The sequence below is a fragment of the Streptomyces scopuliridis genome, assembly GCF_042790125.1.
Taxonomy (GTDB): domain Bacteria; phylum Actinomycetota; class Actinomycetes; order Streptomycetales; family Streptomycetaceae; genus Streptomyces; species Streptomyces scopuliridis_A.
Genome location: NZ_JBHTZS010000001.1, coordinates 230,677 through 246,546, shown reverse-complemented (window position 1 = coordinate 246,546; position 15,870 = coordinate 230,677). Strand labels below are relative to the sequence as shown.

Sequence of the window (15,870 nt, the reverse complement as noted above, 5' to 3'; positions counted from 1 at the left end):
GAGACCGGAAGTCAGGACTCGCCGTTGCGCACGGTGCGGCGCTGGACCAGTACGGCGGCGACGATGATCGCGCCCTTGGCGATCTGCTGGACGTCGCTCTGCAGGTTGTTGAGGGCGAAGATGTTGGTGATCGTGGTGAAGACCAGAACACCGAGTACGGAGCCGACGATCGTGCCGCGGCCGCCGCTGAGGAGGGTGCCGCCGATGATCGCCGCGGCGATGGCGTCCAGCTCGTACAGATTCCCGTTGGTGTTCTGTCCCGAGCCGGCCAGGATGATCAGCAGGAACGCCGCGATACCGCAGCAGAGTCCGGAGAGCAGATACAGGTAGAGCCGCTGCCTGCGTACGTCGATACCGGCGAGCCGCGCGGCTTCCGCGTTGCCGCCGACGGCGACGGTGCGCCGGCCGAAGGTCGTACGGTTGAGGATCAGCCAGCCGATGACCGTGACGGCCGCGAAGACCAGCACGAGCGGCGGGATGCCCAGGATGTACGAGTCACGGACCCCGAGATCGAGGACCGAGTCGACGGTGACGATCTGGGTCTTGCCGTCGGTGATCTGGAGGGCCAGACCACGGGCGGAGGCGAGCATCGCGAGGGTGGCGATGAACGGCACCATCCCGCCGTAGGCGATCAGCAGTCCATTGACCAGTCCGCAGGCCAGGCCCACGATCACCGCGGTGAAGAGGATGCCGGCGAAGCCGTATTCCTGGGTGGCCAGGGTGGTCGCCCAGACCGACGCCAGCGCCACTATCGCGCCGACCGACAGATCGATCCCGCCGCTGGTGATCACGAACGTCATACCGACGGTGACGACACCGATGACGGACGCCTGGGTGAGCACCAGCTGGAGGTTGTTGGTGTCCAGGAACTGGTCGGGCTTGGTGATACCGCCGACGATGACCAGTGCGGCGAGCACCCCGAGCAGGGAGAGGTTACGGACATCGAGACGCAGCCCGAGGGCGCGCCAACCGCCCTTCTCCTCTGCGGACTTGGCGGACGTGCGGGTCGTGGCGTGCGGCGTGGGCGGCTCGGGCGTGGCCGCCGCGTCGGGCCCGCCCTGCTGCGCCTCGGAGGCAGGCTGTTTCATGACGTCGGGCTCCCTTCCATCACAAGGTCGAGTACACGGTGCTCGTCGAGCTCCTGGGCGGGCGCCCGGTGGACGACCTGGCCCTCGCGGAGCACCAGCACCCGGTCGGCGAGGCCCAGGACTTCGGGGACCTCGCTGGAGACGAGCAGTACGGCGAGGCCCTCATCGGCCAGCCGGCGGATCACGGCGTACAGCTCGGCGCGGGCGCCGACATCGACTCCGCGCGTCGGCTCGTCGAGCAGCAGCACCCGGCAGCCGCGCAGCAGCCAGCGGGCGAGGACCGCCTTCTGCTGGTTGCCGCCGGAGAGGGTGCGGATGCGGGCGTCCGGGTTGTCGGGACGCAGGGAGAGTTCCCTGGTGGCCGCCCTCGCCGCGGTCCGCTCCGCCGCGTGGTCGAGCCAGCCGCCCCGGGAGAAGCGGGACAGCGAGGACACCGACACATTGCGGGTGACGGATTCGAGCATCAGCAGGCCCTGGGCCTTGCGCTCCTCGGGGGCGAGGCCGAGCCCCGCGCGGACGGCGGCGCGTACGCTGCCGGGCCGCAGCGGGGTGCCGTCGACGAGGACCCGGCCCGCGGTGGCCTTGCGCGCCCCGTAGATCGTCTCCAGGATCTCGGAGCGTCCCGAGCCGACGAGCCCCGCGAGTCCGACGATCTCGCCGGGCCGCAGTTCGAGGTCGACGGGGGCGAACTCGCCTTCCCTGGCCAGCCCTTCGACCTTCAGTACGGGCTCGGGCCGCGCCGCTCCCGCCGTGGCCGGCGCGGGCCGCTCGGGGAAGACGTACTCGACGTTGCGGCCGGTCATCAGCGCGACGACCTCGCGGGTCGGCGTCTCCTTCGCGGGCAGGGCGACGGCCACGGTCCGGCCGTCCTTGATGACGGTGACCCGGTCGCCGATGCGCCGGATCTCCTCCAGCCGGTGGGAGATGTAGATGACGGCCACGCCGTCGGCGGTGAGGGTGGCGACGATACGGAAGAGGTTGTCGACCTCGTCGGGGTCGAGGGCCGCGGACGGCTCGTCCATCACGATGAGCCGTACGTCGTGCGAGAGGGCGCGGGCCATCGACACGATCTGCTGCTGGGCGGCGGAGAGCGAGCCGACGGTCCGGTGCGCCTGGATCTCGGGGTGGCCGAGCCGCTTGAGCAGCGCGGTCGCGCGGGTCCTCGCCTCCCGGCCCCTGACCACGAATCCCGCGGTGGTGGGCTCGTGGCCGAGGAAGATGTTCTCGGCGACCGTCAGCCCCTCGACCAGGTCGAGTTCCTGGTAAATGGTCGCGATACCGAGCCGCATGGCGGCGATGGGCGATTTCAGTGTGACGGCCTCGCCGCGCCAGGTGATCACACCGCCGTCGGGCTGGTGTGCCCCTGCGAGCACCTTGATGAGGGTGGACTTGCCGGCGCCGTTCTGGCCGAGCAGGCAGTGGACCTCGCCCGCCTCGACCTCCAGGTCCACACCGTCGAGGGCGCGGACACCGGGGAACAGCTTGGTGATGCCGGACATGGTGAGCAGAAGTTCTTCGGGTGGTGCGGGTGTGGGTGCCATGGCGTATCCCCTCGGCGGATGCGGCCGTAGAGCGGGCAGGGCGGAACCAGGTGCGGCGGAGCGGTGCTGGTACGTGGTACGGATACGGCTCGTGCGGCTGACGCGGCTCGTGCGTACTGCTGTGATGACGGGTGGTGCGGCTCGTGCGATGCGCGGTGTGACGGTGTGCGGTGTGCGTGGTGCGGTGTAACAGTGTGCGTGTGACAGTGCGTGATGTGACGGTGTGCGAGGTGCGAGGTGCGGTGTGCGTGGTGCGGTGTGACGGTGTGCTGTTGTCGCGGATGGAGCGGTGGTGTCGCGTTGGTGTCCGGTGGTGCGCTGCCGGCCCGGACGGGCGTCAGGCCGGCGAGAACAGGTGGTCGCTGATGAGCCGGGCCGCGCCGGTGACTCCGGCGGTCGGGCCCAACTCTCCCAGGACTATGGGGAGATTGCCGGTGGCCAGCGGCAGGGACTGCCGGTAGACCTGGGTACGTACGCTGGCCAGCAGCGTGTGACCGAGTCCGGTCACCCCGCCGCCGATCACCACGAGGCCCGGGTTAAAGAAGCTGACGAGCCCGGCGATGACCTGGCCGACGCGGTTGCCGCCGGCCCGGATGAGATCGAGTGCGGCGGGGTCACCGGCGGCAGCGGCGGCGGCGACGTCCACGGCGGAGAGCCGGTCCGCGGCCTCCAGCCGGGCGGCCAGCTCGGGCGAGCGGCCGGAGCGCGCGGCTTCCTCGGCGTCCCGGGCGAGGGCGGCGCCGCTGAAGTAGGCCTCCAGACAACCCTTGTTGCCGCAGGCGCAGGCGCGGCCGTCCGACTCGACCTGGATATGGCCGATGTCGCCGGCGCTGCCGGTCGTACCGCGGTAGACCTCACCGCCGACGACGATCCCGCAGCCGATACCGGTACCGATCTTGACGCAGAGGAAGTCACCGACCGAGCGTGCGACGCCCGCGTGCTGCTCCCCCATCGCCATCAGGTTCACATCGTTGTCGACCATGACCGGACAGCCGAGTTCCTGGCTCAGCGCCTCCCGTACGGGGAAGCCGTCCCAGCCCGGCATGATCGGCGGCGCGACCGGGACGCCCTCGGGGAAACGGACGGGTCCCGGTACGCCGATCCCGGCGCCGTCGAACTCGTCGGCGAGCCCGGAGACCTTGAGCTTCGCCGCCATGACGAGCACCTGCTCGAAGACGGCGACGGGGCCCTCGCGGACGTCCATGGGGTGGTTGAGATGTCCCAGCACCTCCAGCTCCGCGTTGGTCACCGCGACATCGATGGAGGTGGCGCCTATATCGACACCGAGGAAGCGCAGCGCGGGCGCCAGCCGGATGTTGTGGGAGCGCCGGCCGCCGCGCGAGGCGGCGAGTCCGTCGGCGACCACCAGGCCGGTCTCCAGCAGCCGGTCCACCTCGACGGCGAGCTTGGAGCGCGAGAGATCGACCTGGTCACCCAGTTGCGCACGGGAGTTGGGACCACCGTCGCGCAACAGCCTGAGCAGTCGCGCCTGATGCGCGTTCGCGGGTCGTGCGGTCATACGTCTCACGCGCCCCTCCCCGCCTTCTCGGCCTATGCGTCGGGCTTTCGAGGGAACGTAGCAGCGCTTGCCCGCAGGGGGAAGAAGTTGAGCGTGAATCAGTCCCAACTTTCTCCACACCGAGGACAAAGCCGTTTCGAGGCGTCGTTTTCGCGGCCCTTCGCACCTGCTTTTCGCTTGAGCGGGGAATGCCCGGAAAGAGGAGGTTCAGGACTCCTGGCGGTGGTGGTACGTGTTGCGCGTGTGCTCCGTGTGCGCCTTCATCACTTCCGTCGCGCGCCGTTCGTCGCGCGTAGAAATCGCGGCGATGAGTTCACGGTGCTCGATCCAGGACTGCTTGCCGCGCTGCCGGGCGACCGGCGTGTAGTACCAGCGCACCCGGCGGTCCACCTGCGCGGCCAGCTCGGCCAGTACGACATTGCCCGCCAGCTCCATGACCTTGGCATGGAAGGCGGCATTGGTGGCGACGGTCAGATCCCTGTCGTCGTCGGCCACGGACTGCTCACCCTTGGCGCACAGTGCCTCCAGCTCGGCGATCCCCGCCGCGCCGGAGTTGGCCGCGGCCAGCCGGGCGGCCTCCGCCTCCAGGAGCGTACGGACCGACAGCAGCTGGTCCGCCTCGTCCTCCGTCGGCTCATGGACGAAGGCGCCCTGCGCCGGGCGCAGATCGACCCAGCCCTCGGTGTTGAGGCGCTGGAGGGCCTCACGCACCGGCTGCCTGGACACCCCCAGATGACGCGCGAGTTCGCTCTCGACGAGGTGCTGACCGGGCTGGAGCGCCCGGGTCGTGATCAGTTCGAGCAGAGCCTCGTACACACGTTCACGCAGTGGTCCCGGTCGTTCGAGTTTAGGCACGGCACCTTGCGCCAACTTCGCGGACAACATCGTGTCCCCCTCCTGGCCGGCAGTGTCATTGACTGTAGCGATGGACCGATGTCACCAGGGGTGATGAACATCAAGACATTGGCTATCGTCTACAGTCTACCGAGAACAGCGGGATTCATGGGCAACGGATGACCTGACCCGCGTAGGAGAGGTTCCCCCCGAAGCCGAAGAGCAGCGCCGGCGCACCCGACGGAATCTCTCCGCGGTCCACGAGTTTGGACAGCGCCATCGGAATGGACGCCGCGGACGTATTACCGGAATCCACCACATCACGGGCGATGACCGCGTTGACCGCGCCGATCTTCTGGGCAACGGGCTCGATGATCCGCAGATTCGCCTGGTGCAGCACGACCGCGGCCAGTTCCTCGGGGGTGACACCCGCCCGTTCACAGACCTTGCGGGCGATCGGCGGCAGCTGGGTGGTCGCCCAGCGGTAGACGGACTGCCCCTCCTGGGCGAAGACCGGCGGACTGCCCTCGATCCGTACCGCGTGGCCCATCTCCGGCACCGAGCCCCAGAGCACCGGACCGATCCCCGGCTCCTCGTCGGCGCCGGCCGCCACGACGACCGCCGCGCCCGCGCCGTCCCCGACCAGTACGCAGGTCGAGCGATCGGTCCAGTCGGTGATCGCGGTCATCTTGTCCGCCCCGATCACCAGGACACGGGACGCGGAGCCCGCCCGTACGGCGTGGTCGGCGGTGGCGAGGGCGTGGGTGAAGCCCGCGCAGACGACATTGAGGTCCATGACGGCGGGCGAGCCCATGGAGAGCCGGGCGGCGACCCTGGCCGCGGTGTTCGGGGAGCGGTCGATCGCGGTGGAGGTGGCGACCAGCACCAGATCGATGTCCGCCGGGGTGAGCCCGGCGGACGCCAGGGCCTTGGCGCCCGCGTGCGCCGCCAGCTCGTCCACCGGCTCGTCGGGCCCCGCCATATGACGGGTTTTGATCCCCACCCGGCTGCTGATCCACGCGTCATTGGTGTCGACCATGGCCGCCAGGTCGTGATTGGTGAGCACCTTGGCGGGCTGGTAGTGCCCGAGCGCGGCGATACGAGTGCCGGTCATGCCCGGGACCCCCTCTGGTTCGACGTCAGGAGTGCTCCAGTCTTGTCAGCGACTCACCGGTAGGGGTGCAGGTGAACCAACAGGATTCAGCCGCGCCGCTTGGAGACTCCATATCATCCGGTGAAAAGCTGGGCCGCCTTCAGTACCAGCTCGTACACACCGTACGCGAGGGGGATCCCGACCCAAAGCCAGGCGAAAATGATCAGACCGGTACGCCGGGACTCAGCCGGTGCGGTGCTGTTCGCTGGTGACGCGGTCATCGGCGGCCTCCCTGGGGGCGGGGACGTGGTGGCGGGGGTGGACGGGCCTGACGAGTTCATTGGCGACGAAGCCGATGACCAGCAGCCCGATCATGATGGTGAACGAGAGACCGTACAGTCCCGAGCCGCTCCGGCCCGCCTCTTCCTGGCTGTCCGCGACCCAGTTGACGATCAGCGGGCCGAGCACACCGGCGGTGGACCAGGCGGTGAGCAGCCGGCCGTGGATGGCACCCACCTGGTAGGTGCCGAAGAGATCCTTGAGATAGGCGGGGACCGTGGCGAAGCCGCCTCCGTAGAAGGAGAGGATCACCAGCGCGCAGAGGACGAACAGCGGCTTGGAGGAGTCGCCGAACTGTGAGATCAGCAGATACATCAGCGCACCGACGCCGAGATAGACGCGGTACATGTTCTTGCGGCCGATCAGGTCCGAGGTGGAGGACCAGCCGATCCGGCCCGCCATGTTGGCGGCGGAGAGCAGCGCCACGAAGCCGGCCGCGGCCGAGACGCTGACGGGCGCGTCGGTCTCCGCGAAGAAGTCGGTGATCATCGGGGCGGCCTTCTCCAGGATCCCGATCCCCGCGGTGACATTCATGCACAGGACGACCCACAGGCACCAGAACTGCGGCGTGCGCACGGCGGACTTGGCGGACACCTGCGCGGTGGAGATCAGCGCGCCCGCCGCCGGCTTCGCGGCACCGGAGGCCGGCCCCGGCCCGTCGTCCCCGCCCTGCCGGTAGCCGGCCGGGGGTACGCGGACGAGCAGGACCCCGAGGGTCATGAACGCCGCGTACACCAGCCCGTGCACCAGGAAGGCGAGCGCGATCCCCTCACTCCCCGTGCCGAACGAGTCCAGCATCTGCGCGGACCACGGCGAGGCGATGAGCGCGCCGCCGCCGAAGCCCATGATGGCGATGCCGGTGGCCATGCCGGGCCGGTCGGGGAACCACTTGATCAGGGTGGAGACGGGCGAGATGTAGCCGATGCCCAGGCCGATACCGCCGACGAAGCCATAGCCGAAGACGATCAGCCAGTACTGCTCGGTGGCGGCGCCGAGAGCGGCGAGCAGGAACCCCGAGGAGAAACAGCAGAGGGCGACCGTCATCGCCCAGCGTGGGCCCTTGCGTTCGACGAGGGTGCCGCCGAAGGCCGCGGACAGGCCGAGCATGACGATGCCCAGCTGGAAGGGGAGGGCGCTGGCGGTGCCGGAGAGACCGAGTGCCGATTCGAGCGGCGGTTTGAACACGCTCCAGGCATAGGCCTGGCCGATCGACAGATGCACCGACAGCGCGGCGGGGGGCACCAGCCAGCGGCTCCAGCCGGCGGGCGCGAGTGGTGGCGTCATGGTCGCGACTCTAAGAAGCGATCAACCGGCTTGGGAAGATCCTTAGCCGAGTTTGCCGACTGCATACCTTTCCGGAGCCTTGCCGACCAGAACTCCATACTGTAGACAATATATTGCCAATACGGAGCGTGATCAACAGCATCACGAACAGAAAGCGGAGTGTGACCCTTCCCTCGGTCTCCCTCAAACCGAATGGAGAGCCCCACAGTGAAAGTCGCAGTTGTCGGCGCCGGAGCGATCGGCGCCTACGTCGGAGCCGCTCTCGACCGAGCGGGCGCCGACGTCCATCTCATCGCCCGCGGACCGCACTTGGCGGCCATGCGGGAGCACGGAGTCCGGGTGCTCAGCCCGCGCGGTGATTTCACCGCCCGGGTGCACGCCACCGACCGGCCGGAGGACATCGGTCCGGTCGACTATGTCTTCCTCGGGCTGAAGGCCAACTCCTACGCGGCGTGCGGGCCGCTGGTGACGCCTCTGCTCAAGGACAGCACGGCGGTCATCGCCGCCCAGAACGGCATTCCCTGGTGGTACTTCCACGGCCACGGCGGTCCGTACGACGGCCGGCGGGTCGAGAGCGTCGACCCGGGCGGCTCGGTCAGCGCCGTACTCCCACCCGAACGTGCGATCGGGTGTGTGGTGTACGCGGCGACGGAGCTGGAGGGACCGGGCGTCGTCCGGCATCTCGAAGGCACCCGGTTCTCGATCGGCGAACCCGACCGCTCCATCTCCCCGCGGTGTCTGGAATTCAGCGATGCCATGCGGACCGGCGGTCTCAAATGCCCTGTCGAGGCCGAGTTGCGCGAGGACATCTGGATCAAGCTCCTCGGCAATATCTCGTTCAATCCGATCAGCGCGCTCACCCGGGCCACCATGCGGGAGATGTGCCTGCACCGCTCCACCCGCGAGGTCATCGAACTGATGATGTCGGAGGCCCTGCGGGTCGCCGAGGCGCTGGGCTGCCGTCCCGACATATCCGTGGAACGGCGGCTGGCGGGGGCGGAACGGGTCGGTGACCACCGGACCTCCACGCTCCAGGACCTGGAGAAGGGCAAACCCCTGGAACTGGACGTCCTGCTCGCCGCTGTCGTGGAACTCGCCGCGATCAGCGATGTCCCGGTGCCGACGCTCCGCACGGTGGACGCGATCTCGGACCTGCTGGCCCGCGGGGTGACCGCGGCCGCCTGACCACCCGTCACCGATTCCCGGAGAGGCGGGTACGCGCCGGACAGCGGCGGGTACGCGCCGGAGAGAAGCGGGTACGCGTCAAATCCCCGTACCGGGGGTTCCCTCGCGTACCCGCTACCGGGATACTGTATGCAATGGGCGCGGCCATCACTCCCAAAGGAGAGCGCAGCGTGAAGAACCGAGACCGCACGCCGAAAACGTACGCCCGCATCACCCACCCCCTGGTGCGGGACGAGAAGGGCGGCCCCTTCCGCAGGGCGACCTGGGACGAGGCGCTGGACCGCGCGGCCGAGGGCCTGCGCGCCGCACGCGGTGCGTTCGGGATGTTCTCCTGCGCCCGTGCCACCAATGAAATGAACTATGTGGCCCAGAAGTTCGCCCGTGTGGTGATGGGCACCAACAACGTGGACTCCTGCAACAGGACCTGTCACGCGCCGAGTGTGGCCGGGCTCTCCGCCGTCTTCGGATCCGGCGGCGGCACCTCCTCGTACGGGGAGGTGGACCACACGGATCTGATCGTGATGTGGGGCTCCAACGCCCGCTTCGCCCATCCGATCTTCTTCCAGCATGTGCTGCGGGGCATCAGGAACGGCGCGCGGATGTACGCCGTCGACCCCCGCCGTACCTCCACCGCCGAATGGGCCGAGAGCTGGCTCGGACTGAACGTCGGTACGGACATCCCGCTGGCCCACGCGGTGGGCCGCGAGATCATCCACGCGGGCCTGCACAACCGCTCGTTCATCGAGCGCGCCACCACCGGGTTCGAGGAGTACGCCGCCGAGGTCGAGCCATGGACGCTCACGGTGGCCGAGCAGGTGACCGGTGTACCGGCCGAGGCGATCCGTGAGCTGGCACACGCCTACGCCCGCGCCGAACGGGCCCAGTTGTGCTGGACGCTGGGCATCACCGAGCACCACAACGGCACCGACAACGTACGGGCGCTGATCAATCTCTCCCTGCTCACCGGGCATGTCGGCCGGTACGGCTCGGGTGTGCAGCCGCTGCGCGGCCAGAACAATGTGCAGGGCGGCGGCGACATGGGCGCCATCCCCAACCGGCTGCCCGGCTTCCAGGACATCCTGGAGCCCGATGTCCGGCGGAAGTTCGAGACCGCGTGGGACACCGTCATCCAGCCGCACTACGGGCTGAACCTGACGGACATGTTCGAGGCGATGGAGACCGGCGGGCTCAGGGCCGTCTACTGCATCGGCGAGAACCCCGCCCAGTCCGAGGCCGACAGCGAGCAGGCCGTGGAACGGATGAAGCGGCTCGACTGTCTCGTGGTGCAGGACATCTTCCTCACCAAGACCGCCGAACTCGCCGATGTGGTGCTGCCCGCCACCGCCGCCTGGGCCGAGACGGACGGCACCACCACCAACAGCGAGCGCCGGGTGCAGCGGGTGCGCAAGGCCGTCGAGCCGCCGGGCGAGGCGCGCGAGGACATCGACATCATCTGCGAGCTGGCCGGCCGGCTCGGGCACGCCTGGAAGTACGCGGACGCGGAGTCGGTGTGGAACGAGCTGCGTTCGGTCTCCCCCGACCACTACGGCATGACCTATGAGCGGCTGGCGGAGCACCAGGGCATCCAGTGGCCGTGCCCGGACACGGAGCGGCTCGAACCGACCTATCTGCACGGCAGGCTGTGGGAGGCGGACCCGGCCAAGCGCGGCCGGCTCGCGCCGTTCGGCATCGTCAAGCACGACCCCCCGGTCGATCTGACGGATGATCAGTATCCGATCAGGCTCACCACGGGCCGCCGGCTCGACTCGTACAACACCGGCGTGCAGAGCGGGAGTTTCGCCTCTCCGCTGCGGCGCGGCGAGTACGTCGAGCTGTGCCCGGAGGACGCCGAGCGGTACGGGGTGTCGGTGGGCGAGGAGGTCCGCGTCTCGTCGCGGCGCGGCACCGTACAGGCACCGGTCTGGGTCGACCCGGGGCTCCGTCCCGGACTGGCCTTCATGACCATGCACTTCCCCGACGAGGTGGACACCAACCAGCTGACCATCGAGGCCAATTGCCCGATCGCGGGCACCGCCGAGTTCAAGGCGTCGGCGATCCGGATCGAGAAGCTGCCCGCAGCGGCGTCAAGGAGCTGAGACCCAGTGGATCTGCACTTCGGTGACAGCAAGCCGACCGACGAGGAACGGGCGGCGGTCGACGCGCTGCTCGGCCCGCCGGCCTCGGCCTGGGAAGGCGCGGACGACCGTACGGACACGGATCTGCGCTGGGCACGGGGCGGTCGCGAGGCGCGGGCGCGACGAGACCTGCTGTTGCCGGGGCTGCACGCGGTCAACGACCGCGTCGGCTGGATCAGCGAGGGCGCGCTGGACTACCTCTGCCGACGGCTCACGGTGCCGCCGGCGGAGGCGTACGGCGTCGCCACGTTCTACGCGATGTTCGCGGTCAGGCCCCGCCCCGCGAAGGTGCTGCACGTCTGCACCGACCTGGCCTGCGCCGCCCATGGCTCCCAGGCGCTCTGCGCGAGCCTGGAAGAGCGGCTGGGCGCGGCGGGCGCGCCGGTGGCCGGCGCCGTCTGGCAGCCGAGCCCCTGTCTCGGCCTCTGCGAACGGGCCCCGGCGGCGCTGCTCATCCAGGCGGGCGCGGCGCGGGACGCCGAGGAGACGGAGCCGCCGTCCCGGCCGTACGCCACGGCCGTCATCGCCCCCGCCACCGCCGAGGCGCTCGTCCTGGCCACGGCCGCGCCCGAGGAGGCGCCCGCCGAGCCCGGCGCGGCGATGGCCGTACCGCAGGCCGGGCAGCCGGGGCTGACACTGCTCGGCCGCGTCGGCGTCGTCGACCCGTACAGCCTCGACGACTACCGGGCGCACGGCGGCTACGCGGCGCTGCGCCGGGCCTTCGACCTCGGGGCCGCCGGTGTCATCAGGGAGGTCACCGACGCCGGTCTGGTCGGCCGCGGCGGCGCGGCCTTCCCCACCGGCCGCAAGTGGCAGGCCACCGCCTCGCAGCCGGCCCACCCGCACTATGTGGTCTGCAACGCCGACGAGTCGGAGCCCGGCACCTTCAAGGACCGCGTGGTCATGGAGGGCGATCCGTACTCCCTGATCGAGTCGATGACCATCGCCGGGTACGCGGTCGGCGCGCACCACGGCTATCTCTATCTGCGCGGTGAGTATCCACGCGCGCTGCGCCTCCTCCAGAACGCGATCGACCGGGCGCGCGCCCGCGGACTGCTCGGGGACGACATCCTCGGCCAGGGCTACGCCTTCGACATCGAGATCCGGCGCGGTGCGGGCGCGTACATCTGCGGCGAGGAGACCGCGCTGTTCAACTCCATCGAGGGCTACCGGGGCGAGCCGCGCTCCAAGCCGCCCTTCCCGGTGGAGCAGGGCCTGTTCGGCAAGCCCACCGCCGAGAACAACGTCGAGACCCTGATCAATGTGCTGCCGATCCTGACCGGCGGCGCCCAGGCGTACGCGGCGATCGGCACGGAGCGGTCCACCGGGCCCAAGCTGTTCTGTGTCTCCGGCAATGTGTCACGGCCCGGTATCTACGAACTGCCCTTCGGCGCCACGCTCGGCGAGCTGCTCGATCTGGCGGGCACACCGGGCGAGGTGCGGGCGATCCTGCTCGGCGGCGCCGCGGGCGGGTTCGTACGGCCCGACGAGCGGGACATCCCGCTGACCTTCGAGGGGACCAGGGCGGCCGGCACCACACTCGGATCCGGGGTGGTGCTGGTGATGGACGACACCGTACAACTGCCGCGGATGCTGCTCCGTATCGCCGAGTTCTTCCGCGACGAGTCGTGCGGGCAGTGTGTGCCCTGCCGGGTCGGCACGGTACGGCAGGAGGAGGCCCTGCACCGGATCCTGGACCGTACGGGCGCCGAGGCCGCGGGGGACATCGCGCTGCTGCGCGAGGTCGGCCGGGCCATGAAGGACGCCTCGATCTGCGGTCTGGGACAGACCGCGTGGAGCGCCGTCGAGTCCGCCATCGACCGTCTGGACGTCTTCGAGTCAAGGGGTGCCAAGTGACCGCGATACCGCTTCAGCCGCCGCGCCGGCTGGTCGAGTTCACACTGGACGGCCAGGAGACGCGGGTACCGGAGGGGTCCACGCTCCTGGACGCCTGCCGTGCGGCCGGCAAGGACATCCCGACGCTCTGCGAGGGCGACACACTCACCCCGAAGAACGCGTGCCGGGTGTGTGTCGTCGAGGTCGAGGGCGCCCGTACGCTGGCGCCCGCCTGCTCGCGCCGGGCGGAGGCGGGCATGGACGTCCGTACGGACACCGAGCGCGCCCGGCACAGCCGGAAGATCGTCCTCGAACTCCTCGCCTCGTCGACCGATCTCTCGACCACCCCGAGAGCCGCCGAGTGGATCAAGGAGTACGACGCGAAGCCCGCGCGCTTCGGTCCCGACGCGGCCCGGCTGAACGAAGAGCCGAAGATCGACAACGATCTGTACGTCCGCGATTACGACAAGTGCATCCAGTGCTACAAGTGCGTCGACGCGTGCGGTGAGCAGTGGCAGAACTCCTTCGCGATCTCCGTCGCGGGCCGCGGTTTCGACGCCCGTATCTCCACCGAGCACGACACACCGCTGACCGATTCGGCCTGTGTCTACTGCGGCAACTGCATCGAGGTCTGCCCGACCGGGGCACTCAGCTTCAAGTCGGAGTTCGACATGCGGGAGGCCGGTACCTGGAACGAGTCGGCCCAGACGGAGACCACCACGATCTGCGCCTACTGCGGCGTCGGCTGCAATCTGACACTGCACGTGCAGGACAATGAGATCGTGAAGGTGACCTCGCCGCACGACAATCCGGTGACGCATGGAAACCTCTGCATCAAGGGACGGTTCGGCTACCAGCACGTACAACAGCGCTGACAGCGGCACCGACAGCGGCATTGCCGGCAGCACCGACGAGTAGGACTGGATCACATGGGACGGGTCACCGAGCGCCGCCGCACCATCCGTATCCGGGACGGAGCCATCTCGACCCGCCCCGACACCCTGGTGGCGGAAGAGCCACTGGAAATCCGGCTGAACGGCAAACCGCTCGCCATCACCATGCGCACGCCGGGCGACGACTTCGCGCTCGCGGCGGGCTTCCTCGTCAGCGAAGGCGTGCTGGCGGCCGGGGCCGACGTCCAGTCCATCGCGTACTGCGCGGGAGCGAAGGACGACGGCTCGAACACGTACAACGTCGTCGATGTACGGCTGGCGCCGGGGGTGCCCGTGCCGGACATCACGCTGGAGCGCAACGTCTACACGACCTCGTCGTGCGGACTGTGCGGCAAGGCCAGCCTGGACGCCGTACGGACCACGGCCCGGTTCCCGATCAACGACACTCCCCCGGTCCGTATCGAGCCCGCGCTGCTCTCCGGCCTCCCCGACCGGCTGCGGGCGGCACAACGGGTCTTCGACCGGACCGGGGGCCTCCACGCGGCCGCGCTGTTCTCCGAGGACGGCGAGATGCTCGACATCCGGGAGGACGTCGGCCGGCACAACGCGGTCGACAAGCTCGTCGGCCGGGCACTGCGGCAGGACCTGCTGCCGCTGTCCCGGGCGATCCTGCTCGTCTCCGGCCGCGCGTCCTTCGAACTGGCGCAGAAAGCCGTGATGGCGGGCATTCCTGTGCTGGCGGCGGTGTCGGCGCCTTCGTCGCTCGCCGTCGATCTCGCCGCGGAGACCGGGCTGACGCTGGTCGGCTTCCTCCGCGGCACCTCCATGAACGTGTACGCGGGGGACGAGAGGATCGCCCTGCATACCGGGGTCTGACCACCCCCGCTGCACGGAACAGGGCCCGGCCGGCGGGGAGCGCCCCCTGCGTCGGCCGGGCTCCTTCCTTCTTCGAGCTTCGGCTCACTCGCCGGCGGGCGTGGAGACGGGCGTACGGATCGAGGCGGGGCGGTCAACGGTGGTGCGGGCGTACGGGATGTCCGGCGGCCGGGGATCCTTCGCGCGGCGCTTCGCGATGACCGCGCACACCATCAACTGCATCTGGTGGAACAGCATCAGCGGCAGCACGGCCAGGCTCGCCTGCGCGCCGAACAGCACGCTCGCCATGGGCAGCCCCGCCGCCAGGCTCTTCTTCGAACCGGCGAACTGGATCGCGATCCGGTCCGCGCGGCCGAAGCCGAGGCGCTTGCCGCCGTACCAGCTCAGCGAGAGCATCGCGGCGAGCAGCACCGCCTCGACACCCAGCAGCACCGCCAGCCTCGCGGGGGTCACCTGGTGCCAGATGCCCGCGGCCATGCCCTGGCTGAACGCCGTGTAGACGACCAGCAGGACCGAGCCGCGGTCGACCAGGCCGAGCAGTTTGCGGTGGCGCGTGAGGAAGCCGACGATCCAGCGGCGCAGCAACTGGCCCGCGAGGAACGGCAGCAGCAGTTGCGCGACGATCTTGAACAGCGAGTCGGCGGAGAAGCCGGCCGTCCCGCCGCCGATCAGCAGCGCCGCGAGCAGGGGTGTGATCACGATGCCGACGAGGCTGGAGAACGATCCCGCGCAGATCGCGGCGGCCACATTGCCGCGCGCGATGGAGGTGAAGGCGATGGACGACTGGACCGTGGACGGCACCAGACAGAGGAAGAGCAGTCCGCTGTAGAGCTGGGGAGTCAGGACGAACGGTACGAGCCCCTTCGCGGCCAGCCCCAGCAGCGGGAAGAGCAGGAACGTACAGGCGAGGACGGTCAGATGGAGCCGCCAGTGCTTCAGCCCGTCGACCATCTCCCGGGTGGAGAGCCGCGCTCCGTAGAGGAAGAACAGCAGCGCCACCGCCCCCGTCGAGGCCCCGCCCGCGACATCGGCGGCCGTGCCGGAGGCCGGCAGCAGCGCGGCGAGGGCGACGGTTCCGATGAGCGCCAGGATGTAGGGGTCGACAGGAAGCCAGGACGGGATCCGGATGCGCGGGGGAAGACGGCGGTTCATGTGCTCCACTACTGGCTGTCGGTGCGGTGTCCGGCTGTCGGTACAGCGCGTGCCTCCCCATGCTCCCCCCGTTCTCCATGATCGGGAATCCCGCA

13 protein-coding genes are annotated in these 15,870 nt (G+C 69.7%); 5 read left to right on the top strand and 8 right to left on the bottom strand.

The genetic code is table 11. The features are described from left to right. Positions 1 to 11 precede the first annotated feature (11 nt). From ACFRKB_RS00905 to ACFRKB_RS00880, 7 genes are all read right to left on the bottom strand, one after another. Positions 12 to 1,088, bottom strand: a complete 1,077-nt coding sequence (locus tag ACFRKB_RS00905; protein ID WP_383102107.1) for an ABC transporter permease — start codon at positions 1,086 to 1,088, stop codon at positions 12 to 14. Continuing rightward, positions 1,085 to 2,629, bottom strand: coding sequence for a sugar ABC transporter ATP-binding protein (locus ACFRKB_RS00900; protein WP_383102105.1), 1,545 nt, complete (start codon positions 2,627 to 2,629; stop codon positions 1,085 to 1,087). The genes ACFRKB_RS00905 and ACFRKB_RS00900 overlap by 4 nt, the downstream gene beginning before the upstream one ends. Positions 2,630 to 2,966: 337 nt before the next feature. After that, positions 2,967 to 4,148, bottom strand: coding sequence for an ROK family transcriptional regulator (locus ACFRKB_RS00895; protein WP_365741202.1), 1,182 nt, complete (start codon positions 4,146 to 4,148; stop codon positions 2,967 to 2,969). A 207-nt stretch (positions 4,149 to 4,355) separates the two neighbouring features. Beyond that, positions 4,356 to 5,033: a GntR family transcriptional regulator gene (locus tag ACFRKB_RS00890; RefSeq protein WP_030350461.1), complete on the bottom strand. Its 678-nt coding sequence runs from the start codon at positions 5,031 to 5,033 to the stop codon at positions 4,356 to 4,358. Positions 5,034 to 5,148: 115 nt separating this feature from the next. After that, positions 5,149 to 6,096 (bottom strand): beta-ketoacyl-ACP synthase III, encoded by a 948-nt coding sequence (locus ACFRKB_RS00885; protein WP_383102103.1) that lies wholly within the window; start codon positions 6,094 to 6,096, stop codon positions 5,149 to 5,151. Positions 6,097 to 6,209: 113 nt separating this feature from the next. Further along, complete coding sequence (locus tag ACFRKB_RS38920; RefSeq protein ID WP_463291719.1) at positions 6,210 to 6,356, bottom strand: MFS transporter small subunit; 147 nt, start codon at positions 6,354 to 6,356, stop codon at positions 6,210 to 6,212. After that, the gene (locus tag ACFRKB_RS00880) at positions 6,319 to 7,698 is read right to left on the bottom strand and encodes an OFA family MFS transporter (RefSeq protein WP_383102101.1); all 1,380 of its coding nucleotides are present in this window, start codon (positions 7,696 to 7,698) and stop codon (positions 6,319 to 6,321) included. The genes ACFRKB_RS38920 and ACFRKB_RS00880 overlap by 38 nt, the downstream gene beginning before the upstream one ends. A 207-nt stretch (positions 7,699 to 7,905) precedes the next feature. Between ACFRKB_RS00880 and ACFRKB_RS00875 the strand changes: the two genes are divergently transcribed. From ACFRKB_RS00875 to fdhD, 5 genes are all read left to right on the top strand, one after another. Continuing rightward, a complete protein-coding gene (locus ACFRKB_RS00875; protein ID WP_030350464.1) occupies positions 7,906 to 8,883 on the top strand; it encodes a 2-dehydropantoate 2-reductase in 978 nt (325 codons plus the stop codon). Positions 8,884 to 9,053: 170 nt separating this feature from the next. Further along, positions 9,054 to 10,979: a molybdopterin oxidoreductase family protein gene (locus ACFRKB_RS00870; protein ID WP_383102099.1), complete on the top strand. Its 1,926-nt coding sequence runs from the start codon at positions 9,054 to 9,056 to the stop codon at positions 10,977 to 10,979. Between the two features lie 6 nt (positions 10,980 to 10,985). Beyond that, the gene (locus tag ACFRKB_RS00865) at positions 10,986 to 12,875 is read left to right on the top strand and encodes an NAD(P)H-dependent oxidoreductase subunit E (RefSeq protein WP_383102098.1); all 1,890 of its coding nucleotides are present in this window, start codon (positions 10,986 to 10,988) and stop codon (positions 12,873 to 12,875) included. Continuing rightward, positions 12,872 to 13,729: a 2Fe-2S iron-sulfur cluster-binding protein gene (locus ACFRKB_RS00860; protein ID WP_365972057.1), complete on the top strand. Its 858-nt coding sequence runs from the start codon at positions 12,872 to 12,874 to the stop codon at positions 13,727 to 13,729. Before ACFRKB_RS00865 ends, ACFRKB_RS00860 begins: the two co-directional genes overlap by 4 nt. Before the next feature lie 54 nt (positions 13,730 to 13,783). Then, positions 13,784 to 14,623, top strand: a complete 840-nt coding sequence (gene fdhD / locus ACFRKB_RS00855) for a formate dehydrogenase accessory sulfurtransferase FdhD (protein WP_383102096.1) — start codon at positions 13,784 to 13,786, stop codon at positions 14,621 to 14,623. Positions 14,624 to 14,707: 84 nt separating this feature from the next. Here fdhD and ACFRKB_RS00850 read toward each other — a convergent pair whose 3' ends face one another. Next, entirely contained in the window at positions 14,708 to 15,775 is a 1,068-nt protein-coding gene (locus tag ACFRKB_RS00850) for a bile acid:sodium symporter family protein (protein ID WP_383102094.1), read from the bottom strand. Positions 15,776 to 15,870 lie beyond the last annotated feature (95 nt).